This window comes from Mariniflexile gromovii, from assembly GCF_017814435.1.
Classification (GTDB): domain Bacteria; phylum Bacteroidota; class Bacteroidia; order Flavobacteriales; family Flavobacteriaceae; genus Mariniflexile; species Mariniflexile gromovii.
In genome coordinates, this window is sequence record NZ_JAGJCB010000006.1 from 112949 (window position 1) to 139147 (window position 26199).

Annotated in this window: 14 protein-coding genes; 2 read left to right on the top strand and 12 right to left on the bottom strand. The window is 34.9% G+C overall.

What is annotated here, in order from left to right; genetic code table 11:
* Nucleotides 1–23: 23 nt before the first annotated feature.
* The 8 genes from J8H85_RS08505 to J8H85_RS08540 form a co-directional block, all read right to left on the bottom strand.
* Nucleotides 24–1982, bottom strand: coding sequence for a glycoside hydrolase family 97 protein (locus tag J8H85_RS08505; RefSeq protein WP_209654558.1), 1959 nt, complete (start codon nucleotides 1980–1982; stop codon nucleotides 24–26).
* 149 nt (nucleotides 1983–2131) lie between these two features.
* Nucleotides 2132–4474, bottom strand: coding sequence for a glycosyl hydrolase family 95 catalytic domain-containing protein (locus J8H85_RS08510; RefSeq protein ID WP_209654560.1), 2343 nt, complete (start codon nucleotides 4472–4474; stop codon nucleotides 2132–2134).
* Between the two features lie 310 nt (nucleotides 4475–4784).
* On the bottom strand, nucleotides 4785–6260 hold the full coding sequence (locus J8H85_RS08515) for a sulfatase-like hydrolase/transferase (protein WP_209654562.1): 1476 nt from the start codon (nucleotides 6258–6260) through the stop codon (nucleotides 4785–4787).
* A 6-nt stretch (nucleotides 6261–6266) separates the two neighbouring features.
* Nucleotides 6267–7088 (bottom strand): alpha/beta hydrolase, encoded by an 822-nt coding sequence (locus J8H85_RS08520; protein WP_209654564.1) that lies wholly within the window; start codon nucleotides 7086–7088, stop codon nucleotides 6267–6269.
* A 3-nt stretch (nucleotides 7089–7091) separates the two neighbouring features.
* Nucleotides 7092–8417, bottom strand: coding sequence for a sugar porter family MFS transporter (locus J8H85_RS08525; RefSeq protein WP_209654566.1), 1326 nt, complete (start codon nucleotides 8415–8417; stop codon nucleotides 7092–7094).
* Between the two features lie 224 nt (nucleotides 8418–8641).
* Complete coding sequence (locus J8H85_RS08530) at nucleotides 8642–9727, bottom strand: glycoside hydrolase family protein (protein ID WP_209654568.1); 1086 nt, start codon at nucleotides 9725–9727, stop codon at nucleotides 8642–8644.
* 62 nt (nucleotides 9728–9789) lie between these two features.
* Nucleotides 9790–12099, bottom strand: coding sequence for a glycosyl hydrolase family 95 catalytic domain-containing protein (locus J8H85_RS08535; protein WP_209654570.1), 2310 nt, complete (start codon nucleotides 12097–12099; stop codon nucleotides 9790–9792).
* Nucleotides 12100–12142: 43 nt separating this feature from the next.
* Nucleotides 12143–13894, bottom strand: coding sequence for an alpha-L-fucosidase (locus J8H85_RS08540; protein ID WP_209654573.1), 1752 nt, complete (start codon nucleotides 13892–13894; stop codon nucleotides 12143–12145).
* A 417-nt stretch (nucleotides 13895–14311) separates the two neighbouring features.
* Here J8H85_RS08540 and J8H85_RS08545 point away from each other — a divergent pair, with 417 nt between their 5' ends.
* Nucleotides 14312–17515, top strand: coding sequence for a SusC/RagA family TonB-linked outer membrane protein (locus tag J8H85_RS08545; protein ID WP_209654575.1), 3204 nt, complete (start codon nucleotides 14312–14314; stop codon nucleotides 17513–17515).
* A 44-nt stretch (nucleotides 17516–17559) separates the two neighbouring features.
* A complete protein-coding gene (locus J8H85_RS08550) occupies nucleotides 17560–19335 on the top strand; it encodes a RagB/SusD family nutrient uptake outer membrane protein (RefSeq protein WP_209654577.1) in 1776 nt (591 codons plus the stop codon).
* 503 nt (nucleotides 19336–19838) lie between these two features.
* Here J8H85_RS08550 and J8H85_RS08555 read toward each other — a convergent pair.
* The 4 genes from J8H85_RS08555 to J8H85_RS08570 all read right to left on the bottom strand — a co-directional run bounded on the left by J8H85_RS08555 (nucleotide 19839) and on the right by J8H85_RS08570 (nucleotide 26195).
* The gene (locus J8H85_RS08555; protein ID WP_209654579.1) at nucleotides 19839–21062 is read right to left on the bottom strand and encodes a glycoside hydrolase family 88 protein; all 1224 of its coding nucleotides are present in this window, start codon (nucleotides 21060–21062) and stop codon (nucleotides 19839–19841) included.
* Nucleotides 21063–21324: 262 nt separating this feature from the next.
* Nucleotides 21325–23859 (bottom strand): alginate lyase family protein, encoded by a 2535-nt coding sequence (locus J8H85_RS08560; RefSeq protein ID WP_209654581.1) that lies wholly within the window; start codon nucleotides 23857–23859, stop codon nucleotides 21325–21327.
* A 230-nt stretch (nucleotides 23860–24089) separates the two neighbouring features.
* On the bottom strand, nucleotides 24090–24959 hold the full coding sequence (locus tag J8H85_RS08565; RefSeq protein WP_209654583.1) for a hypothetical protein: 870 nt from the start codon (nucleotides 24957–24959) through the stop codon (nucleotides 24090–24092).
* A 12-nt stretch (nucleotides 24960–24971) separates the two neighbouring features.
* Entirely contained in the window at nucleotides 24972–26195 is a 1224-nt protein-coding gene (locus tag J8H85_RS08570) for a glycoside hydrolase family 88 protein (RefSeq protein WP_209654585.1), read from the bottom strand.
* Between the last annotated feature and the right edge of the window lie 4 nt (nucleotides 26196–26199).

Sequence of the window (26199 nt, forward strand, 5' to 3'; positions counted from 1 at the left end):
TATTATTTCAACTTTATTTTATTCTAAATTTTCTTTATGTGAATAACAAAACCATTGTTGCTTTTCACATTTAAGTTCAATTTTGAATTAGTGTTGAATTCTTTTTCTTCAATGTTGACTTTGGTTCTAGTATTTACGCTCTCATCATCGGTATATACCTTTCCTTTATAGTTTGAATTTTCATTTAAAAACGAAAAGTCTATCGCAACATTACGTTCTGTGTTCCCATTGATACACCCAATAAACCAATCGTTTCCTTTTCTACGGGCAATAACGCCAATTTCTCCTATTTCAGCTTGAAGCACTTTGGTTTCATCCCAAGTAGTTGGTACATTGTTGAAGAATTCCAACTCTGGTTCATTTCCAATAGTATTGGTATTACCCCAAAGGGCATCGTCTTTCACTGGGGCTGCCGGTGCTTTATCATACCAATATAAAAACTGAAGCGGACTAAAAATACAAACCGTTTTCGCTAATTGAGAGGCGTGCGAGCCCATAGTTTCTACACGTTTATTGTAATAGCACACGGTGTTATCGGCTGCTCCTGCCAACATTCTGGTAAACATGGTGATTAACGTATGTTCGTTTGGCACGGTTTCTTCGTCGCCACGAATCCCTTCTTGGGTTAATAAGTTAGGGTAGGTTCTTGAAAAACCTGTTGGGCGGTATTCATCATGAATATCTATCACCAGTTTATACTCTGCTGCCTTTTTAACCGCCTCGTGCATCCAGGTGGTAGCATCTTGGTCGCCTACACGAACAAAACCATATTTTACTCCAGAAACACCCCATTTTTTTAATACAGGAAATACCTCATCTACTTTACCCTCTAAAGCTCTACGGTTAATATACAGCATAACTTTTACGTCTTTTTCTTTGGCATATTTACATATCGCTTCAATATCAAAAGGCCCTTTAGAACGCTTAGGGTCAAGCGTAACCGTTGTGGCATCAGAAGCATTATCCATTTCGGGACCATACCAGCCTGCATCAAAATGAACATATTGCATGTTATGGCTTGCTACAAAATCGATGGCCGCAAAACCGCCTTGGGTGGTTAAGGTGGTTTCACGAAGTACCTTACCCGGAGTAATCCAAGATTCATCTTCAATTTCTGATGGATCGTTTAAATTTTGAATGATGTAATTGTTCTCAAGCAATTCGCCATAACTATTTCCCATCATAACAACTCGCCATGGTGATTGAAAAGGCAATTTTTTATGAATTGAATTTGACTCATTAAGACGTTCTGAAATAACTGCACCCGTAATGGTATCTTGCTTTTGCTCTCCCATTTTTCCATCAAGAGAAGATACAATGCTGTATTTTGAAGATGTTCCTTTGTTAAAGCTCAACCTCGCATAATCTACTAATTTGGCTTCTGCCAATGCTATTTTAATGCTATCGCTAATCTCTATTAAAAGAGGACGTTCAGCTCCTTCTTCTAAACTTGAGATTGGAGTTTTTCTATATTTTCCTTGCGCTGTTAACACCTTTATCTCTCTTTTAGGCGTAGACCAAACAGAATAATCATCTGAAAAATTATAATGAATATTTTCACTTAGACTTATTTCTCCGATATTATTTTGCTCTGGAATTTCATAAGAAAAAGCCACACCTTCATTATAAGCTCTAGCAATTAAATTTAGATTGACTTCACCTTGCTTTAAATATATTTTAGTTTGGTTAAAATGATTTGGAATAGTACTCAATTCGTTAAATCTTGAGTTCCAATTTGAATTTTCTGTTGAATTTTCTATTTTTTCTACAGATACTTTTCCAGAAAAATCCAATTCGTCAGAAAGCAATTCCAAAACAGAGTTTTGAACAATTTGATGACCATCATAATATACAGAAAACGTGATGTTTTTTTGGTTTTCACCCTCTAAAAACACAATTTTTTTAGTAGCGTCTGGTGAAGATAATTTAATAACTTCTATTTGTTTGCAACTAGCTAAACCGATAAGTAGTAAAAATACCATACTACACTTTTTGAAAAATAAGTTCATTTAATTTATTGTTTTAGATTAATTTATGTTTTTTTAATTGATTCTTTCTTTATATTCGTTCCGCAGTATACCACTGTTAGCTTTAATCTTGCTCATTTATGACAAATACATGAAATGTAAGTTTAATATTCATACTCAGGTACTGAATAGATCATTTCTTCATTATAATTCATTCCCTTCTTGACCCCATACAAATTAATTTCGGTGGCGTGATGTTGTAAAGGATTGAGTTTAGGTTGTATTATATCTTCAGATTGAGCCAAAATGATTTCCTGCCCTTTTTTTAAATTTATTTCAAATTCACCATCCGCTATTTTTGTGATTTTCACTTGCTCTCCACCACTAACTTGTGTAGCAGTATTCCAATCAGGAACATTAAGTATACAAGGTTCTCCTGCTTCACTTTTTATAGATACCCAATCCGTTTTACTGTTATTTCTAGAGGCGCTAACCAAAAATCCTCCTTGTGCTCTTAGTTTATCAAATGATGCTTCATTCCAAGCATCCGGTACAGCTGGAAATACTCTAATTTTATCGCCCCAGCTCTGTAATACTAATTCCATTACAGAAGAAGCTGCGCTCAAGGGTGTTTCAATTACAGGGTTTTTTCCATTATTCTCAACGTAAAATGTATTTGGCAACAATTTTGCTTGTCCAGTTCCTATCTGTTTTGTTAAAAAATGTTGTAGCATGTCATTTGCATCATTTCCCCTGCGTAGAGCGGCATACAAAGACGCTCCGCCAGTATAGGAATATCCAACAAGCCCATTACCTTCTTCTATTTTATGCCAATGAACTACAGATTTATCTACAAGATCACCGTCTTCTTGACTATCAGGATCAAGTTGAAACAAAGGGTATAAAGCTAATAGATGTGAATAATGCCTGTGCGACATATCAACTGGCTGGTCACTACCAATCATCAAACCATTCTCATCAACGGGATAAGGGATTAGGTCTTCTAAAGTCTGTTTCCACTTAGCCACAAGTTCTGCATTGGTGTTTGCTCTTTCATTCGATTCTATTAACGTGTTTAAAAGCCAACGCAAAAGCGCTAAATTGTAATTTGTGTTTTTAAAGGATTTAAACCCTTTGTATTCAGGTGAAGCCATCGAAGTTAATTCAATCTGTCCGTTTTCATTGCGAACTTGCATACTTTCATAAATCTTTGCCACTTCCATAGCTTTAGGCACCCATTTCTTTTGAATAGATTCCCAGTCGCCTTTGTAACTATAAATCAGCCAGTAATTATGTAATGCCCAAGCATAATCTCCTAAGGTTCTTCCGCTGAAATGACTTTTTAGCATGCCATCTCCATGATTATCTATTAATGTGATAAAATTTTTAGCAATTTCTAAGTGGTTACTTGTATTAAAGGGCCAATACGTTAATTGCACATTTAAGTTCCACCATAACCCTGGCCATGAAGTAACCTTTAAAAATGGGCCATTTAAATCTAAAGCAGGGCCATCAGCTCTTGAACTAACTCCCATTTTATAAATTTGAATCCAATAAAACGATTCCATTCTCCCATCAGGAATGGATAAAAATGATTTTTGGTAATACTTGTGCCACCATGATTGATGCTGGTTTTCTATATCAGTAATAGGAAGCTCAAAAGCATCTTTAACTGTTTTCATAGCTACTTTTTCTGAAACATTACTCCCTGGAATTTCATTAGCAGTTGAAAGGTACATGGTTGATTTAGATTCAGAACTTTTTACTTCTTTCCAAACCGTTGCATAATCGCCACCCGCATTCAAACGTTGTACACAAACATTCATATCCTCCTTTTTAGAAACCACAGGCTTAGGATTTAACTTAATATCTTTATATCTATCTGGATTTGTAAGCACTCGTGGGGAAATAGGATTACCTGCTTTCCATTCCCAAGTATAATCTACATATTCCCCATTTCTTTTTTCGGTTGAATTTACCTCAACAACATTTAACATACGATTGTAAGGCGTAAACGCTTTAAAAGTAAGCGCTCCTAAATCCGTAATTATGGTACCTCTAACTTCTGCGTTCCATAAGTGCTGACGAACTTTAATAGACAAAATTTTACCAGCAGGACGTAAGTACATACGACCAATATCATGACGAGAGAAATCCATTAAATTGGCTCCTTTTGTACCCATAGAAGTTTTTTTATTGGGCGCTTTTTGGTGATCGGTAACATCTTGTCTTCCCATATGAAAATCAAGACGATTGTCTTTCATAGTAGCATAAATCATCATCCCTACTTGTCCGTTTCCAGTAAATGCCCCTTCATTCCATTGTAAAGGCGTTTCCTCCCATATTAAATCATGTTGAGCCATAAATTCTGGCCAGTTAATGTTGCGTTCTATCACTACTTTTTTTGAACTGCAAGCGGAAAACAAAAGTGTAGCAAAGGAAACTATGGCTACAAAATGGTGATGTTTCAAGTAGCCCAAAAGGTTGATATATTTTTTATTATTCATAAGTTTTAAAATAAATTAAGATTCATTTTATATCATTTTTGTATTAATTAAATACCCTAAAAAATGGTTAATGTTTTTTTTAAACTGACTTATATATTTTAGAATACTGGTTCTAAATGCTATGCATGAAGACTTTAACGGATGAAATATTTCTGTTTCAGACAATATTTCATCTCTACTCACTTCAGAAGAAATTAAACTTGGTTGTGCTCTTTTAATTCCATTAGGGAATATAAACTGAGAAGCAACGTCTTTCACAAAAAAGATACTGACACAATAAAACAATAAAGAAATTTCTTTTAACATATGTTTATTCTTCCCTAATCCAAATATGAGTTTCGTCCAATAATTTTTTGTATTCTACGTTCAACAGTTGTTTCATGTCTTCAAAAAACTCTGGTTTTGTTGAAGATAAATCTTCCGATTCGTGGATGTCGTTCTTCAAATTAAACAACACATAATCTGTTAGTTTTGCATTTTTTACCAAAGCTTCATTGCCATCATATAAATTATGAAGATTTTCTAACGTTTTACCATCAGCTTCAATTTTTGCCATAATTTTCCAATCGCCTTTTCGCATGGCGACTTTATGATCGTTAATAGCATCATAAAACGCCCAAATTAAAGGTTTGCTTCGGTTGAATTCTCCATTACTTAAAAGTGCTTTGAATGATTCCCCATCCAAATTCCTATTTGGTAACTTAGCTCCTGAAAGTTCTGCGAATGTTGGTAAAAAATCTAAAGCAGATACCACTTTATCTGAAGTTCCCGTAAAGGTTTCTTTACCAATCCAATTGATGATTCCCGGAACTCTAAAACCAGCTTCGTTGGTCCAAAGTTTCATGCCTCGTAATTCACCCGGAGAACCATATGAATGTCTTGCTTTATCACCATAGCGCAATAATGTTTCGGGGCCATTATCTGAACTGAAGACGATTAAAGTATTTGTGATGTTATTTTTTTTGAAATATTCCAATAAACGCCCCACAGCAATATCTACATTTTCAACATTGGCAAAGTATTCCGCCTGTTCTTTGTTTTTTGAAAGTGGCAAATATTTTTGCACCAAATCTTCGGGTGATGCAATAGGCTCGTGTGGTTCGTGAAAAGTCACTTCTAAAAAAAATGGTTTTTGTCTATCTTGTTTATCCAACCAATTCATGGCTTCATTAACAACAATTTGACTGCTATAACCTTCAATTTCACCAACTTCTTCGCCATTACGCACAAAGTTTTTAGGGTTTTTATGGCTTGGAGCTGCATTGTTGTGTGTTGCAAACCAGTGGTCGAAACCAAAATCATTAGGCTGTGGTTGCTTATCAGAATTAAATCTAGACGAACAGTGCCATTTACCAACCAAACAAGTAGCATAACCTACCGATTTTAATATAGCGGGAATGGTTGCTTCGTGTGCTTGAAGATGTACCAAATCTCTATTATCTTCACTCTTTTTTAATCCGGGAATAAAGTCATAAATACCGGCTTTATTCGGACTTCTACCAGTAAGCAATCCTGCGCGAGAAGGTGAACACACTGGCGCTGTAGAATAAAAATTGGAAAGCTTAATTCCTGTTACTGCCAATTTATCTAGATTTGGTGTTTTGATGATGGGATGACCGAATGATGACAAATCACCATAACCTAAATCGTCGCACAGCAACACCACAATATTAGGTTGTGTGTTTGAAATCGTAGTTGGCTCTTGTTTTTTAGAAGTTTCATTGCTTTTACAAGAAAAACTTATAACAGCAAGAATCAAAAAAAGATAAACTATTCTAAAACTCATTACTATTTATTCTTTACCTTGATTGAAAAAATCATTAAAAAAAAGCATTTGATATTTTATGGAATTAGACCAATAATTGTTGGTATGCCCTCCTGGACGCTCTATATAATCATGCGGAATATTGCGTTCTAAAAGCTTTTTATGCAGCCTTACATTGGCGTCATAAAAAAAGTCATCTATCCCACAATCAAAAAGAAACTTTAAGTTTTTTCCGTTTAATAAATGTACTAAATTAATAACGGTATTATTTTCCCAATTTTCAGGATTATCAGCATAATTGCCCAACCTCTTAGATATTTCCCATTGCAAAGGAAAAGGTCTAATATCAACACCTCCACTCATACTTGCAGCGATACCCCAAATATCAGGATGTTTAAAAGCTAAATACAAAGCTCCATGACCACCCATACTGAATCCGGTAATGGCTCTGTTATCTTTATTGAGGGTGGTATTATACTTTTCATCAATTTCTGTAACCAACTCTTTTGAAATGTATGTTTCATATTTCATACTTTCATCCACAGGGCTATCAAAATACCAACTGAATTTATCTCCGTCAGGGCATACCAAAATTACATTGTACAAATCCGCATATTTTTTTATTTTCGGAGCTTTACCTAACCAAGCTTTATAATCTCCATAAGCTCCATGTAACAAATAGACCACCGAATACTTTTTTCCCTTTTCAGGATACGAATCTGGTGTAATAACCAAATTTTTTATGGTCTTATCCATAGATTTACTATACACCAAAAGCGTATCTACATTTGATGCAAATACGCTAACGGTAAAAAGGTAGGTTATTATTAATCCTAATATTTTTTTCATGAATTACTTTTTCAAAATAATATCTTCTAATTCTTCTAATGTTTTTCCTTTTGTTTCAGGCATCATAAAGGCAACAAATAATAGTTGTAATACCATCATTCCTGTAAATACTAAAAATACAACACCTGGTCCAATCATGGGATGACTGAATAAAAACGGAATTAACGATGGAATAATGGCCGCTAAAACCCAATGCGTTGAACTACCAAAAGCTTGTCCAGAAGCACGTAAATGATTCGGGAATATTTCAGAAATAAACACCCAAATTACGGCACCTTGACCAATAGCATGTGCTGCAATAAACAAAAACAAGAAAACAGGCACTGCCATTCCTGTCCAGCCTAAAAAAAACGCTGCAGATACTAAGCCTAAAGAAACTATATATCCTATGGAACCAATATACATCAATGTTTTTCTTCCTAATTTATCAATTAGAAAAACACCAAGCAATGTAAAAATAAGGTTGGTTACACCAATACCGATACTACTTAATAAGGCGGTACTTTCTCCCAAACCAGCTTCTTCAAAAATTCGAGGAGCATAATATAAAAATGCGTTGATACCTGAAAATTGATTAAAAAACGCTATTAAAAATGCCAACATTAAAGGAAATCTGTATTTTTTAATGAAAATAGTTTCAGACTTATCACTTTTATCAGAATGCGCATTGTATTCATGTATCAATGCATCGATATTCGCATTTGGCTCAATAATTTTTAATACGTCTCTTGCTTCTGTTTCTCTGCCCTGAGATAATAACCATCTTGGACTTTTTGGAACTTTCAAAGCAAATAAAATATATAAAACTGCTGGGATAGCTTCAACTCCTAACATCCAACGCCATGCGTTTTCACCTATTCCACTTAATAAATAATTGGACAAAAAGGCAATCATAATACCAAAAACAATATTGAACTGATACATGGCTACTAAACGTCCTCTGTCTTTTGCAGGTGCAATTTCCGAGATATATGCAGGAGCTGCTATCGTTGATGCCCCAACACCTAAACCACCTATAAAACGAGCAAAAGCAAACACAAGAGGATCATTAGCGAAAGCGGAACCTATCGCAGAAACCGCAAATAAAACCCCAATAACAATTAAGGTGTTTTTTCGCCCATATTTATTTGTTGGAAAACCACCAAATATGGCACCAACGACTGTGCCCCATAGAGCTGCTCCCATAACTACCCAACCATGAAAAGAATCGGATGATTCCCAAATTGCCTGAAGTTTTTTATCGGCTCCAGATATAACAACTACGTCAAATCCGAATAAAAATCCAGCAAGTGCAGCTGTGATAGACCATAAAAGAATTTTTTTGTTCATTTTTATATGTTTGTTTAAATAGTTTGTATTGTTTTTTTTTATTAATATTTATGTTTAAAATTTTACCATATTATCCAAAAACAATAATAGTCAGATAAAATAAAAACTTGTATAATTTATGATTCAGAATATATAAACTATTGCCTATTTAGTAGGCAAACCGCTTTATATTGGTGTTTTAAGCTGAAGTATTGAAAGAAAACAAAATTGAATTCTATATTTTATTACTTTAAAGGAATCACCATATTCCAAGTTTTAGTTCCGTTTCCAAAACCTCCGGGACCATCCATGGTAGCGAAAAAGATGTGGGTAGGTTTCCCCTTTTCAACAAAAACGAAAGGTCGTTCTAACTGCCCTTGCTTAATAGTTTTCCCATTATCCCATTTAACGGTTTTGGTATATGCTTTTGGATTTTCATCAACTATCCAATTTATGCCGTCTTTAGAATGCGCTAACAAACCATCACCTGCACCTCCAGTAATAGCACCTCGTTGATCTTTAGCCACCATATGAAAACCAGTATCATCACTCCATAAATGTGGGTCTTCAACTTCTCCAAAATGTTCTAAAGAAAACAATGGTTTATCTCCAATCACGGTATATTTTCCATCGTAAGATGGTGCCGTTGCCACCCCAATGCTCATGTCGCTATTTGAGATACCATCTTCTTTATATGAACGCCCTTTGAATAACAAAACTACCGAACCGTCCTCTTTAATTAAGGGTGAAGGGTTTGAAGTTAAAAAACTATAATATGAATTTGGTTTTACATCTAAAATAGGTGCATCTAAGCGTTTCCATGGACCATACGGACTTTTGGAAGTCGCAATACCAACACGCTTGCCCCAACGCGCAGCAATACACCATTTGCTATTCAAATCAAATGCCGAAACATTTTCGTTGGTAACTTCTTCAAACGGATGGGTAGACCCCATGTAGTACAAAATATAAGTATCTTTATATTTTACGATTTTTGGGTTGTGGCAGGACCTACCATCCCAAAACTGTGCGCCTCTTGCGCCTAAGGCTACATCTTGGTATTTATAAGGACCTTCAGGTGTATCCGAAACGGCATGCACAATTTCTGAAGCAACCATCCACCCAGGGTGAAACGGTAGAAAATTTGGCCACCTAGATGCATACATATGGTATTTACCATCTTCACCTTTTATTACGGAGCTTCCCCATACCCAATAATCATCCATTTGTAAGCCACCGTTTACGGGAGCTTCTTTTAAATTGTTGAAAATTTGGTTTTGGGCACTACAAGACGTACTAAATAAAATTACTAAAACTATTAAAAGTCGCATTAAGTTTTTCATGTGCTTATACAAACTAGTTGTTGTTTTTAAGGTGAATTAGGTTTTCAGATTTACTTTTTATATTTGAATTCTGGCACCGTGTACTCCATTCTATATTTTAAACTCTTACCCTTTTTCACACCATATTGATTGATTTCAGATTTAGAATGCATTATGGGTATGATGCTTATATCTTTTAATCTCTGGTTGGAAGCCAAAACTATGGTTTCCCCTTTTTTTAAATCTATAGCAAATTCGTTTTCTGAAATTTTTTCTATTTTAATTTTTGTTCCTTCACTTATTTGATAAGCTTCCTCCCAATCTGGAACTTTTATAACACAAGGTTTACCTACTAAACTTGTAACAGAAACCCATTGTGTTTGTTTTTCTTGTCTATTTGCACTTACTAAAAACCCACCACTTGCTCTTAAATTTTTAAAAGAAGCTCTATCCCAAGAATCTGGTATTGCGGGAAACACTCGTATTTTATCTCCCCAACTTTGCAACTGAAGTTCCATGACGGAAGCTGCAGCACTCAATGGTGTTTCTATAACTGGGTTTTTTCCATCACCTTCCATATAAAAAGTATTGGCCAATAATAAAGCGGTACCAATTTTACCATCTAAAAAACTTTGCAACAATCCATTGGCATCATTTCCTCTACCTAATGCAGCATATAAGGATGCTGCCCCAGTATATGAATAACCAACAAGTCCTTTACCATTTTCAATTTTATGCCAATGCACTACAGATTTATCAACCAATTCTCGATCTTTTTCAGAATCAGGATTCAATTGAAACAAAGGGTATAAAGCCAATAAATGTGAATAATGCCTGTGTGATATATCAACTGGTTGGTTACTCCCTATCATCAATCCATTTTCATCTACAGGGTAATCTATCAAGTCTTTTAACGTTTCTTTCCATTGGTCAATCTCGGTAGCAGCAGTATTAAAACGTGTATTCGACTCTATCAAGGCATTTAGCAACCAACGTAAAATAGCTAAATTATAATTGGTGTTAGGGAAGGATTTGAATCCCATATATTCTGGAGAACCCATGGGGCTCAACTCAATTTTACCTTCAGAATTACGAACCATTTTTTGTTTATAGCGCTCCAGAATCTCTTTTGCCTTTGGCACCCATTTATTTTGAATGGCCTCATCATCGCCTTTATATTTAAAATACAACCAATAATTATGGGTTGCCCAAGCAAAATCGCCTAGATTACTACCACTTTTATTTTCAATCATATAATCAAAATGATCATCAATTAAGTTGATAAAGTTTTCTGCTATATCTAAATGATTACTTGTATTGAAAGGCCAATATGTTAACTGAACATTTAAATTCCACCATAAACTTGGCCACCCCGTATTTTTATAAAACGGACCCATTAAATCTAAAGCAGGACCATCAGCACGAGAACACGTAGCCATTTTGTAAATTTGAATCCAATAAAAAGATTCCATTTTAGCATCTGGCATTGTTATAAATGACTTTTGATAGTAGTTATGCCACCAGTTTCTATGGGCCGACTCTATGTTTTTTAAGGTTGCTGCTTTCGCATCATTAATGGTTTTAATAGCTACTTTTTCTGAAACATCAGCTTTAGGAACCTCATTTGCTATTGAAACATATAATGTAGAATTATTTTCTGATGTTTTGTTCTCTGTCCATGCCGTTGCATAGTCGCCACCTGCCAATAAAGGCTGCGTACAAATTGAAATACCTTTCTCAGACTTTACTATTGGGTTAGGGTTTGGTTTATAGTTTAATGTATGTGGATGATCAGGCTTTGCATACACACGAGGGGTTATCGGATTTCCTGCCATCCACTCCCATCTATACGATAACTTTTTATTCTGTTTCTTTTCTGTTGAATGAATTTCTATCACATTCATCATGCGATCATAAGGTGTGAAGGCACGAAACGTAATTTCACCTAAATCTGTATAAATAGTCCCTCTTACTTCAGCATTCCATAAATCTTGTCGAATAGATGCTGATTGAATTTTACCAACGGGATACAATGCCATTCTTCCAACATCCAATCGAGAAAAGTCATACAAACCAGTTCCTTTTACGCCCATAGAAGTCTTTTTATCGGGTGCACCTCTGTGGTCGGTAACATCTTGACGTCCCATATGAAAATCTATACGATTGTCTTCCATAGTGGCATAAATCATCATTCCCACTTGACCATTACCTGTAAATGCACCTTCGTTCCATTGCAAAGGAATTTCTTCCCAAATCAAATCGTGCTGTGCCATAAAATTAGGCCAATCAATCTTGTTGGATTCTTGACCATTTACAGTAACGACCACACCAATAAAGATTATAAAAAAGATACTTTTTAAAAAACTGTTATTTTTCATCATTAAAATGTTGATTTTATAAATATTATAATTGTACTTAAATTTTTTAATTCTGTTTTAATGTTACTTCTTTCAAATTAATAGTATGCCATTTTCCAGCTACGGGCATTAAAGAGAACTCATATTTACCAGCTTTATCAATATTGAAATCACCTAACTCTACGGATTTAAAGCGTTTTAAATTTTCGCCACTTGCAGGAATTTTTACGGTTTTTGATTGTCCATTTAGGGTCACCATTATTTCAGTTTCCTTATTTCCAGAATAGCCTGCAACAACGTTTAAACTGCCTGGTTTATCAACTTCAAATGACCAATAAACACGTGCTGTTTCGCTGTCCCAACTTCCTACGCAATCTAAATGATCATCATATTGTGCACCGGGACCTTGTAAGTTTTCATATTGTGCTCTAACCGCTGGCAAGGTTACAATACCTGTTTCATCTTGACCCAGAGGTTTTTGAGGCAAGGCGTTGGGCATTTCCTTTAATTTTAAAACAATTACAGGTACTACGCTATCTGGTGCTTCACCGGTTAATTGCACTTGAATACCATCTTCAAAAGCATTGGTTTTAAACGTTCTTTTTTTATTAGCAAGTAAATAACAGGCTTCTACATTATTTTTAAGTCTTATTGGTAAGGAAGCGCCATCTTTCCAATCGTAAACATGTAGATATAACAAACCTTTATTGTCAACGGTTTTCATGGTAATTCTACCCCACTCTGGAATATTGCTGGTTGGGCTTGCCTGCGTGCCGTAAATAGCTTCACTGTTTTCACGCATCCAGCCTCCAATAGCTTTTAAACGCTCGGTAGCTTCTGTTCTTAAAGTACCCTCACGTGTTGGACTCACATTCAATAAGAAGTTACCTCCTTTACTACTTTGGTCAATTAAGTCGCGGATTAAAGTTTGAACCGAGTTAAAATTGTTATCATCGCTACGGTATCCCCAACTTCCACTAATTGGTTTGCATAATTCCCAATATTTTGCTTCTGGTTGGTATCTTGGTCCGTTTCTTTCAAAGGTTTTATGATCGCCTGGGTAATCATCGCCCAAACGATCGTTGGTGATAATTCTTGGTTGTAATGCGGTGGTGATATGATGTAAACTATCTACGACAGATTTGGTCATAGCTCGTGGCGTATCCCACCAAAAAATGGCAATGGAGCCATATTCTGTTAATAGTTGTTTTACTTCCGGAAGCGCTTTTTCATATACATATTCGTCGCTACTTACACGCTTTAAATCTTTATCCCAATTGTTTCCTAAACCACCTGGATGGTGCCAATCTTGAGCCTGTGAGTAATAAAATCCAAATTTAATCCCTTGTTCTTGACACGCTTTTGCTAATTCCTTTAACACATCGCGTTTAAATGGTGTTGCATCAACAATATTATAATCGCTTGCTTTAGAATCGAACATTGAGAATCCATCATGGTGTTTTGCTGTAATCACCATATATTTCATACCGGCTTGTTTTGCCAAAGCAACAAATTCTTTAGCATTGAATTTTTCCGGATTGAATTCATCTGCAAATTTTTCATACTCCGCAATTTGAATTCTACCTTTGTTCATAATCCACTCCGCACTATTGGTTTGGGCTTCACCTTTATAAAAACCTGCAGGTACGGTATAAATTCCCCAATGGATAAACATACCAAAACGAGCTTCTTCCCACCAAGCCATGCGCTCTTTATCTGAAATCTCTTTTGTTTTTGTTAATTCAGGCTTCACAACTTTTTGCGCACATGCCGAACCAAAAACCAATACAACTAATACCCCACTAATGATTCTTTTCATACAAACTTCAATTTAACTTTTCAATTAATTTAGCTTAACATAAAGATGATTTCAACCTCCTTTACAATACAGTTTAAGCAAATACAATTTTAAAAACTACTACTGTCTTATTGTATAAATTATAAATCATTCCATATGAATTATGGTGTGTTTTATATTTTTTGGATATTTTTCTAAAGAGAGTTCTGCATGTTGCGTTTCTTTTCGGTAAAATCGAATAAATGAGCTATAATTTATAAGAATTGATTTATAATTTATAATTAGCAAAAAATATTATATCTAAAATTGCCTAACAACTAATAAGATGTTTTCTACTTCTAGTGTCACCAATTGTAATAATGTTTTTTGAGTCAATACTTATTACCACACTACTAACTGAAAACTTGTTAATTTATTAAATAAACTAAAACAAAATTTATGATGAAACAAACACACAATCAGACACGTCTGAAAAATTTCAAAAGCCTATTTTGGATGATAGGCTTATTTGTATGCTTTATAACCACCAATGGTTATGCTAACGCTACAAAAGATCAAAACAGAACTATAACAGGAAAAGTCATTAGTGCTGATGACAACATGGGTATTCCCGGAGTTAATGTATTAGTTAAAGGAAGTAATACAGGGGCCGTAACCGATTTTGATGGGAATTACTCAATTAATGTTCCAACTACCAACTCTGTATTGGTTTTCTCTTATATTGGTTTTAAATCAAAAGAAGTAACTGTAGGTAACAATACAACCATTAATGTAACATTAGAAGCTGATGTAGCTGCTTTAGATGAAGTTGTTGTAGTTGGATTTGGTTCTAGAAAGAAAGAATCTTTAACAGGTGCCATCGAGCAAGTAACCTCTGAGGTTTTTCAAGATAGAGCTATAACTAATACAGCCCTAGCTTTACAAGGGCAAACACCGGGCTTGGTGGTTACTAGAAATTCAGGAAGACCAGGTAATGATGATATTGGTTTAAAAATTAGGGGAGCAACTTCAGTTAATGGTGGTAGTCCGCTAATAATTATTGATGGCGCACCTGTTTTTGATGACAGTGAATTTTATCAAATGAACCCTGATGATATAGAATCTATCAGTATACTTAAAGATGGGTCTGCCGCTATATATGGTTCTAGAGCTGCAAATGGTGTTATTTTGGTTACTACTAAAAAAGGTAAAGGAAAATTAACAGTTGAATATAATGGTAATACTAGATTTAATACACTAGGGCTTCGTGCGCCAGTAATATCCATGCAAAATTATGGTAAATTATGGTTGGAAGCTGTAGAGCAAGACGGTACAAATGATTATTGGGGCTGGAAATCAACAGAAAATGCGCAAAGAATGGCCAATGGTGAAGCAGGGTATTATGAAACAAATTTTTGGGGAACTATTTATTTAGCACCATCAGATAGATATCTTGAATTGTATGGGCCAAATACTGGAACCCAACAAACCTTAAGTCTATCAGGAGCTTCAGAGAGCGCAAGGTATCGTGCATCAGTAGGCTATGCTAACAATCAAGGTGCATTAAAAACTGCTTATGATGGCGCTAAGCAATATAATATAAGGTTAAACACAGATTTTGATGTAACTGAAAAGTTTAATGTAGGCGTGGGCATCACATTTCAACGTGGTGTTACATCATCACCTTCTTCACAATTGCAACAACGATTGGTTTCGAATGACCCCCCTCTTTTTCCTTCCAAAAATCCACTAGGACAATGGTATGCTAATTTTGGAATTACTGGGGGTGGTACAAACTCAATTGCAGGAACTACCGATGGAGGTAGAGATGAGACTACCGAAGACTTAACAAAAATATCCTTGAATGGTACCTACGATATAGGTTATGGTTTTAGCATTACTGGTAATGCCACTTATAATCAAATATCTTCCAGGAATGATAAAACCCTACTAACGGTTCCTCAATACGATTGGGAAGGTGCACTTGCTAAAAATCCTATTAATAGCAGGTCGAGTATTGAAGTTGAAAATATCAGAAAATCATATCAAACCTACGGAGGGTTTTTAAATTATAAAACAACAATAAATAAACATACAATAGAAGGTATGGTTGGTCTAACCGCAGAATTAAATAATTACGATAGAGTATGGGCAAGAAGGTATGATATCCCTACCGGAGGACCCTATGACTTGAATGTAGCCACTGGTCTTGAGGATAACGAAGGTAATCAATACCAAGAAGGTCTATATTCTCAATTGACGAGAGTAAACTACGGTTTTGATGAAAGGTATTTATTAGAATTAGTAGGTCGTCGAGATGGTTCTTCTAGATTTGATAAAGGGTTCAAGTATTCAACATTTGGAAGTGTATCTGCAGGCTGGAACATCCATAAAGAGACATTCTTAGAAAACTTTGATCAGTTGAGTAATCTAAAACTACGTGCTAGTATAGGAACCACAGGAAATCAAGCAGGTATAGGTCGTTATGATTATGTTTCAACCATAAGCCAAGGAACAACCGCTTTTGGTGCTTCACCTAGTTTGTATCCAACTGCTAACGTAAGTTCTATTACAACTAATTTGCGTACATGGGAAGAGGTTGAATTGAAAAATATAGGATTGGATTTTGGTTTTTTACAAAATAGACTTACGGGTGCTATAGATTTATTCGAAAAAAACAACAGAGGCATGTTAATACCTGTTGAGTATCCACAAACATTAGGAGGAAATGCTCCAACTACCAATTCTGGTCATTTAAGAACTAAGGGATGGGAAGTTGCTTTAAACTGGAGAGATACCAAAGGTGATTTTAGTTATAATATTGGAGTGAATTTAAGTGATAACAACAACAAGCTAATTTCTATGGAAGGTCAAACCACTGGAAATTACGGTTTGGTTCAAACTCGCGTAGGTTATCCCATAAATTCTTATTTTGCATATGAAACTGACGGTTTATTCCAAACACAAGCAGAGGTTGATGCTTACTATGATACTTATGGAGGTGCAGGTGAGATTCCAACAGAAGGTGGCACATCTGGACTTCGTATAGGAGATACTAGAAAAGTAGACTTAGATGGTAATGGTTACATAGATGATGTTGCACCCGAAGGTGGTGATGTAAAATTTGTAGGTGACAACCAATTACATTATGTGTTTGGTATCAATTTGGGTGCTCAATATAAAGGTTTTGATTTTACAGCATTTTTTCAAGGAGCTCTAGAGCAAGTTGTATTTAGAGATGGTTTTCAAGCTTATCCTTTTGCACTTGTTTGGACAAACCAAACAGACGCTTATTTAGGTAAAACATGGACACCAGAAAATACGGGTGCTACTTACCCTAGGTTAACTACTAATGGTACTAGGTCTGGCTGGAACTGGCGTTATAATGATATTATACAGCAAGACAATAAATATATTCGTCTTAAAACAATTGTATTGGGATATACCTTACCAGAGAGTGTTACAAAAAAGTTGTCTATGGATAAAATACGTGTTTATTTTTCTGGTAATGATTTATTTGAGTTTTCTTCTGTAAAAGATGGCTATGATCCAGAATCTGGCAGTGTACCAACAAGTGTTGCAGGTCCTGATCCTTCAACTAGTAATAGAGAAATCTATCCATTTCAAAGAACTATGGCTTTCGGAGTTAATTTAACATTTTAATCCAAGTTATGAAGAAAATAATGAATAATTTAAAAACAAAACAAATGAAAAAAATACTAATTTTATTTTCAGCAGTAATTCCATTACTCATGGGCTGCGAAAGTACTTTTTTAGATCTTGACCCCCTAGATGCGACAACAGAGTCTGCTTTTTTTAATTCGCCTGATGATTTTGAAGCGGCAGCTAATAGTTTCTATAGAGGTTTACAATCACATTCGCCAAAAAATGCGTATGGTGGTGGTTCATGGAATAGCGGATTTGCTGATATCACTGATTTTGGAACAGATTTTACAGCTTGGGTGCAACCAGAGGGACAAGGTGCCACTACAGTTGGGAATACAGATATCTATTGGCATAACTGGTATGGCTACCTTAGAGAGGTAAATATTCTATTAAAAAAGGCAGAAGAGTATAACGGTAACCCCTCAGATATTTCTAGACATGTAGCAGAGGCATACTTTTTTAGAGCATGGCATCATTTTTCTTTATTGAGACGTTTTGGTGGGGTGCCATTGGCAACTAAACTATTTGACGTAGGTGAAGAAGCACTTTATGGCCCTAGAAATAGCAGATATGAGGTAGTGGAACAAATATTGGCCGACTTAGATTTGGCTATGGCAACAGGCTTGCCAGACGTCATTCCCGACACCGAAATAGGAAAAATAGGAAAGTATGCGGCACAAGCCTTCAAAGCCGAGGTTTTGTTGTATGAAGCTACCTGGGAAAAATATGTTGGTACTGATACCGATGGTGATGGTATTACCGTTGGTGCTGGTTCTGCAAAACCTTCAGGATATCCTACTGTAGATGCTATGCTTGATAGCGCTGTGCAAACTGCAAAATCTGTTATGGATAACGGAGGATATGAAATATGGAATCATAATGATGTACTAGACAATTTAAGCTATCGCCATTTATTTATTCTTGATGATGTAAGTAACAATGCTGGACTAGGAAAGTCTACCAATAAAGAATACATTATACAAAGTGTTTTTGACGGTGTGCTGCAAACACCTGGAGGTAATTTTTCTCATACCACTGGTGGTAGAAATGCACCAACTCGTCATATATTAGATTTATTTTTGAGTTTAGATGGATTACCTATTGATAAATCGCCTCTATTTCAAGGCTATTATTTAATGACGGATCAATTTATTGATAGAGACTATAGAATGATATCCTATTTTGGAGAGAATCTTCCTGTCGGAGGTGGGTCTTTACCTATGACTGGAATTAGCAGCACAAGTTTATCACCAATAACTAATAGAAAGTTCAGAGCATATTCTTACCAAGACGGACGGGAAACATACAATTACCCACAATTACGTTATGCAGAAGTATTATTAACATATGCTGAAGCTTTATACGAAAGAGACGGAGCGATCTCGGATGCTGATTTAAACCTTTCTATCAATATACTGAGAGATAGAGCTGGGGTAGCGCATTTAACCAATGCTTTTGTTACTACAAATAACTTAGATATGTTGGAAGAAATTAGAAGAGAAAGATCTGTAGAATTATATATGGAAAATAATCGTTACAATGATTTGAAACGATGGGGTATTGCAGAAGAAGTCTTAGGACAAGATCTTATTGGTGAAGTCATTGAAGGAACCGAATATGAAACGAATCCCGCATTGTATAATCCAGCTGCTTATATTTATGGTACCAAGAAAGTACAAACTGGCAAAGGTCTTCTTGATGCCGTAATTATTGATCCTGAAAATGTGAGAAACTTTAGTCAGAAAAACTATTTATTCCCTATACCTTCAGCACAGATTACGTTAAATCCAGCATTGAAACAAAACCCTGATTATTAAAAATATTATATAATTTTGAGTTAGTAATTTAGTTTTTAAGCAGCTGTAAACCCTCAAGTTTACAGCTGTTTTTTTTCGAAAATAATCCTCAATAAAATGAAGAAAGCTTTCAGGCTTTTTTTCAAACTAAATCAATATAATAAGGATATTACCCCCACCAAATAAAAAACAAGCACTTGCTTAGGCATAAACTAAACCTATAAAACAAAACACTTTATTGTTATAAAAACTATATCTATGAAAGAATATTTAAAGTCTCTAAGGAGTCCTATTTTTAAAACAAAACACAATTTACTACCATCGTATCCAAACCCCCAGTTACTTAGCTCTAATACACCTATTTTAGTTCATTTGAAACTAAACTAAGAAATCATCAATTAAACTAAATAAAAGGTTTAAAATATTAATTAAGGTACCATAGAAAAACCCTTTAAAACATAATTTTAAAGGGCATCTCAAAATGAAACTAAGTTTCATAAACTAACTAAAATAACAAACTAACTCTAAATATTTTTATTTTCAATTTTTCTTAATCTCAACAAGGCTTCCATAAAATAATAATCGGCATAAATAATTGGCACATCTATCTCAGAATTTTTAGGAAAATGTCCTGTAGAGTGCAATAAAAGTGCATCATTGGTATCACCGCTTAAATAAGTGTTAGAACTTAAATGGGTAATTAAATCTTTAGCTGCATTGAAATACTTTTCTTTTAACTTTTCATCTTTTAATTGTTCAGATAATTCCAACATACCACAAGCTACAACTCCAGCTGCAGAAGCATCCTTTGGTGAATTAGGGATTTTAGGATCATCAAAATCCCAATAAGGAATGCCGTCTTCTGGTAAACGCTCTATAAAATGGTCAGCTAATTTTTGGGCCGTTGTTAAGAACTCCTCTTTACCTGTTTCACGGTAAGACATTGCGAAACCATAAATTCCCCATCCTTGACCTCTGGCCCACATGGAGTCATCTGCATAACCTTGGTGTGTTTTACCTTCAATAAATTCACCAGTTTTTTCGTCAAAACAAACAACATGAAAGATAGAATAATCTGGACGCACTAAACGTTTCATAGAAACTTCAGCATGACTTACGGCCATGTCGTATAGACTTTTATCACCTCCATTTTTAGCTGCCCAAAAAAGAAGCTCTAAATTCATCATATTATCAATAATGGTGTTGTGCTTAAACTCATGTTTCATTCCTGGCCAAGACAAAATAGTACCTGCTTTAGGATTAAAAAGTGTCGCTAAAGTATCAGCCGCAGCCAATAAAACTTTTTTGTACTCTTCATTACCTGTAAGTCTATAGCCATTACCATAACTACAGTAAACCATAAAACCCACATCATGGTTATCAGCTGGTGTATAAGCAATGGTTTTTAAAGGTGCAGTGAATTTTTCGGCTCCAGCCTTCAATGTTTCATCACCTGAATATTCATAAGCATACCAAAGTACCCCAGGCCAAAAACCAGAACACCAATCTCTTACATCTACAAAATTCCATTCTTTATGTCCTTTAGTAATATTTCTTGGAAAACTATCGGCATATTTTAAACTTTCTAAAACATCCTTAATCTTCAATACGCTTTTATCAAGCACAACCTCTTCATTAGTTTTTGTGGTTACCAATGCTGTATCAACATTTTCCTTTTTGTTTTGATTATTACAAGATAACAGGAATGTTATACATATAACCACTGAAGTAAGTTTAAAAATCCTCATATACTCTCTTTGTTTTTATTCTACTTGTTCTATAAATTTTTAAAAAAATACATATCTAAATTCTAGCTGTATGTTACTATGCAAGTATATTAATACTTGTTTATATTGGATATAAACTATGAATCATTTTCAATAAATTAATACCCTTTTAAGATCAAAACCCTACTGTTTACTAGCTAAATCTTTTATTAACTAAATTTTTTCACGTTTTATTTGATGGCATTTGGCTTGTGTTAAAATCAAAAGAAAAGAGCATTTTAAACTAGTTTTCAGTTTGCATCATTTCTGATTGTTCAGATTTAATTAGTTTCCCATTTACAAACTCTTTTATAGCTATCTGAACATTTTCGTTTTGCATATTTGAAATCTCAATAGTTTGTTTCCGTCCATCTTTTAGATATACACTTAATTCATTTGAATTATTGGATTCTATTTTTAAAATTGTACTTTCACCTTTATAAGGCTCTATAACATTTAAAAATTGCACTTCTTTTTCATTAACGCGAACACCATACGTTCTTCTATCCGGATTATTTCTGATATCTCTTTGCTTACCTCCATTGGGGTAATTACATAATAAAACATCTGCCTTTTTAGGCCAAAGTGTGTGTACGTCTAGTTTCATCCCGTTTTCATCAAACTCAACTTTGGTTTCGCTTTTTGAAGTATACCATTGGGCATTTTCAAAATATTTATATGGCGATGTGTTTACTGTACTTAATTTATCTAAAGTAGAACCTTTCTTTTTAGCACCTACAATATTTTTGAAACCAACAGGGTGCATTAACCAATCGTAATTGTGTTTTTGATCGGATTTCATATAATCTGCAAGAACTACATAATCATCAGTTACAACGGATAGACGTCTTTGTTGAATGGGTTTGAAGTTAGGGTCGTAATCGGTATCATCCCAAGGTGGAAACTTATCTGCATTCCAAGTTGGTATTTTACGCCATCTGGCATTGGTTTCAACTACAGATGCCTGCATTAATTCACCTTTATAAAACAACAACAGTTCAGATGGTACGGCTTCTTGTTGTAATTCGTCTACAACAACCATGTTATGGGTGGCCGATGTTTGTACACATTCTTTATATCCAGGATTTCCATAACCAAACCACACCATTTCAGTTCCAAAATATTTATGCCCAAAACGGTCTAAAGCTACTAAACTGGCTCTATCAAACTGTCCGTGCCAGCCACCATGTGTACCATATTTTAAAAAAGCTTGAATTTGATTTTCTGGTGTATTAACTTCCGCCTGCGATCGTAAAGCCACTAAACCAATATTTGGCGCATAGACAGATTCTGCTCGTGGGTCTTCAGTTTTTGGTAGTTCAGGTACACCGTACATTAAAGACACCCAAGAATCGCGTTTGGTTTTACTAATTACCCATGCCAAATCGGGGTTTTTATATTCACGATAAGCTAATTCATAAAATTCATTCGGTTCTTTTAAATCGGAATCGTTGGTAGATACCAAATATGCATTTTCATCCATAAAGGGTATATATGGAGTTACCATATCTTCTAAACCTCTGGTGTTTTTTCCGGTTGGCCCCCAATTATCAAACTTCATTCCCGTAAACCCTTCTTTGACATTATCAAAATCTTTACTTTTAAATTTAGCAGGAAAACGTCTGTGGTATAAATCCAATCCGTAATTTTTGAATGCCTGTGCCACTAATGTATAGCGTTGCACCACCAAATAACAATAGTTTCCCGTACCTTCAAACCACCATCCATCTGCCATAACACCCTTACCTATTTGGTCTGCCATTCCACCATCAGCTTCTGTTAAATACTCTAATTCTGGAATATCTTGCAAAAACAGCGCTACAAAAATAGCTCCTGCATTGGCACTGGCTTGATGATTCATAATCCCTAAACCATCCATGTGTTTTTTATTCAATGCTAAGTAGTAACGGAACGTGGCTTCTATGTTTTCTTTATCTTGTTTAGAAAATTCAGATTCATTAAAAATAATATCACAAGCTGCAGAAAGAAACAAAAAGAAATTACCTTCATGCACTTGTACGCCATTTGTTGCTGCTCCTATAGATAAATAGCCTTTTTCTTTATCGCAAACCGCTTTTATTAAAGCTACGACTTTGTTTTTATAATTTACATTGCCTGTTAATTTGTAAGCCAAGGCCAATTGAAAAGCTTTTTCTCCATCGCTCGCACTATAATTTAAACTGGACCATACTTTTGTTGGGCGTGGTTTGGTAACAATTTCACGTTCTGGAAACTTGAAACCATCCAGTTCCTTGAGCATGTTATCTAAATTTTGCTTTGCCCAATCGTATTTTGCTATCTTTTGTTTAGCTTCTTCAATAACAGGGTTTGTAACTAATAAAAACGGATGTGGTTTACTACGAACTGTTATGAATTCTAAGGTTTCTAATAATTCTTCTTTTTCGTCTTTGATTAAAATGATACTCGATTCGTGGCCTCCTAAAGGCATTCTATCGCTTACTATTACAGACAATGTTCCATTATAAATAGCATGAGGTTCTAAAGTTACTTTTGAAATGCTTAAACTGTTAATGCATGCCAACTCGCGTGGATTTTTAACACTTAAATAATAGGTTTCTGAATTTTGAGAAGCATTTTTTAATTGAAAAGTGTACGATATTGTATCATTTGCTTTAGCTGCTCTGGTTTGTAAAGCACTGCTTAATATGCTTTCTATTACATTTGGCTTAGCGGAAAGTGTAGTTCCAGTAGCTATAAAAAATAGGAGTAAAAAAAGATGCTTTGGTATTTTATTGAATTTTGAAGTGTTATTCTTCATTTTGGTTTTATTTTTTTTTGACTGCTTACTATTACTTATAATCTGATGTCACCTCGAGCCTTTCGACTGCGCTCAAGATAAACTAAAGTCGAGACCTCATTATTACTCAAATTAATATAATAACCTCTCGACTGCGCTCGAGGTGACACAAAAATATTTCAGAGTAAACTTGAATTGATATAAATGGTACAAACAGTTAATTTTATTAATTCTGCATTGAAGTTTGAAACCTATTTCACTGCACTTTCAATAATAGCTTTAGCATCATCTGGATTTGTTTTTTGTTTACCTGTTAACAAATAGATAATCATACCAGCATCAGAAGGATCAAAATCACCTTTTTTAATACACGTTAATTGTCTAGAGTATAACCAATCTAATTGTTTTTGATTTTCTGCGGAATTTTCACGAATAGGAGATGTTTTAATCCAATCGAATTGTTCTTTAGGCGCTTTCAAACCTTCGTAATCTGTACCTCCGTTTTGATCAACTATTCTATCTACGATAAGTCCTTTTGGTTCAAACTTTTCTTTTATTTCTTTCCATGTCCAACCTGAATGGTGTTCCCAATCATGCGGTTTGTCTGAATGGTTATCGTTCCAGTTTGAATGGGAAATGATGCGAACGTATTTCAATTTAGAACTATTTGCCTTTTGAATAGCGCTCCCTACAACTTGCATGGGGCCTGCAGCAACAATAGTTAAAGGATCTTTTTTGCTAGATTTATTAATTTCTTTGGTAATCGCGTTGATGGCCTTGGTTGAGTCCTGAACGGCTTCAATAAAATTTGATTTCTTAAAATTATAAATATCTTTTCCTTCTAAAGCACTTTTAAGCATTTGTTCTTTACCATCGCTTTTGTCGTGATTGCTCCCCCAAATATGGTCGCTAAACGTATAAACAGTTAACTTATCCTGTAAATTTCTAGCTGCTAATAATGCCAAGGTTAATGGTGTTGCTGCCCAATCATCATGATCGTGCTCATTTCCATCGGAGCTTACTACAATTCTACCAATACTATAAGGAATGGTTTGCCCATAAAAAAAATGTGCGTTACTTAACAGAAAACATACACAAACAATGGTTTTAAAATTTCGCATAGTGATTAGATTTTAATTGTTGGTTTGAACCACTTTTTTATTGTTGGATTTTAATTTTTCCAATCGCATTAATGCTTCCATAAAATAATAATCGGCATAAATAATTGGCACATCAATTTCTGAACCTTTAGGATGATGCCCTGTTGAATGTAACAATAATGCATCATTTGTTTTTCCACTTAAATACTTATCAGAAGAAAGAATTTCCACAAATTTTTTGGCGGCATTGGTGTACTTTGTTTTTAATTTTTCATCTTTCAACACGTTAGCCAACTCCAGCATGCCACAAGCTGCAATGGCTGCAGCTGAAGCATCTTTGGGTGCATTTGGTATTTTAGGGTCGTCAAAATCCCAATACGGAATACCATCTTCAGGTAAACGGTTTAAAAAGTGGTCTGCTAACTTGATAGACGTATTTAGAAAATCTTGGTTGCCAGTTTCTCGGTAAGCCATTGCAAAGCCATAAATACCCCAAGTTTGTCCACGTGCCCACATAGACTCGTCTGCATATCCTTGGTGGGTATGTCCTTTAATAAATTCACCTGTTTTATCGTTAAACTCGCCTAAATGGTATGTAGCACTATCTGGTCTCACAATATGTTTCATGGTTACTTTTGCATGACTTTCCGCAATATTATAAAGTTCTTTATTTTCTCCATTTTTAGCAGCCCAGAACAACAACTCTAAATTCATCATATTATCAATAATGGTGTTGTGTGGGTAAATCTTTTTCTTTGAAGGCCAAGACTGAATGGCTCCAACTATAGGATTATATAAAGTAGCTAAAGTATCGGCTGCTGCCAACATGATTTCTTTGTAGGCTTCATTTCCTGTTAACCTGTAGCCATTTCCAAAACTGCAATATACTTGAAACCCGATGTCGTGATCATCGGCTGGTGAATAGGCAATGGTTTTTATGGTTTCTGTAAACTGTTCTGCTGCTTTTTTAATTTCTGCATCATTAGTATATTCATAACCATACCATAAAACACCTGGCCAAAAGCCGCTACACCAATCTTTAACACCTACTAATTTCCAATGTTGTTTCCCTTTTGGAATATTTCTTGGGAAACTATCAAAGCTATTTAAAGATTTTAATGCTTCTTTTATTTTAACAGCATTTTGGCCAAGTACTGTTTCAACGTCCGTTTTTGGTGTTTTCTTTTTTTCGGCAGCGCAACCTGCAAAAAGAGTAGATACTAAAAAACCAACACAAATAATTTTTAAAATTCTCATATTA